General features: G+C 40.6%; 1 protein-coding gene. It reads left to right on the forward strand.

All coding sequences use genetic code 11. The features are described 5' to 3' along the window. The first annotated feature begins 341 nt into the window (after nt 1–341). The gene (locus tag AC1DUA_RS39070) at nt 342–779 is read left to right on the forward strand and encodes a hypothetical protein (RefSeq protein ID WP_477504795.1); all 438 of its coding nucleotides are present in this window, start codon (nt 342–344) and stop codon (nt 777–779) included. The last annotated feature ends 193 nt before the right edge of the window (nt 780–972 follow it).

The following is a 972-nucleotide window of genomic DNA, read 5'->3' on the forward strand; positions in this document are numbered from 1 at the left end:
GGGTCGCGGGTCGCCGAGGTACTTGGCCGTATGGGCCTGAAACGAGTAAGCGCTTGGGGTAGCTATACTGCCCAAGGTGAAGAACATCGGAAAGCCGTATGCGGGAAAACCGCTCGTACGGTTTGATGAGGGGGGACTGGGAAACCAGTCCCCTACTCTACAACCGCTTTTTTCATCAAGGCGGTTTTCTTTAACGGATAACGTTACTTTAGTAAACTAAAAATGAGGCTGCCTCCGCGAAAACGAGTGGCAGCCTCATTAAGCTATCGGGCAGGTTAGCGCAACCAATTCTAAATAAATCCGTCTAATTTTATACAGGAAATGGAATTAGGGGGAGAAAAATGCGACTTACTATAACTACACTTTTTGTACTTATAATTTCATTTAATTTCTTGATCTGTATTGTCTCCGCTGACTGGGCATATATGTTTGTTGTGAACGAAAGGCAAATATTCGTTATTTCAGAAGAACATTTAGATCTAGAACAAATTGGTTTGAAAATAGGTGAAGTGACAAAATTTTCAGACATGGAAGGTACTTACTCTGGAAACTTTTCCAATCGATATCCTGAGGGAACTGAATACTACGAAATAACTGGGGTAGCAATTAATCAAGCAATTGCCATTAAAGATGATCATGGCGTATATATCAAAGCAACTTTTGGCGGTAAATATGTAGGGAACAGGTATGAGGGGAGAGACTATTTACCTTATGTTTTTGGGGTCATCATTGTGTTAATTACTGGTTATTTAATAAAAAAGAAAATTTCCAGGAACTAGTAGTTACATTAAAACACTTATCGTAAACAAATGCCCGAAGGACCCATTACGCTCCCTCGGTATAATCTGATATCCTCACGCAAGCTCGTCTATTCGCAGGATTTTATCCTTTAGATTTTAATGATGAACGAAAGATAGCGAGATATATTAGGACGTGTCGTTAAAAAGGCGTGCGGGAACAGAGGTGGAGTTG

Source organism: Paenibacillus sp. 01T422, assembly GCF_056398785.1.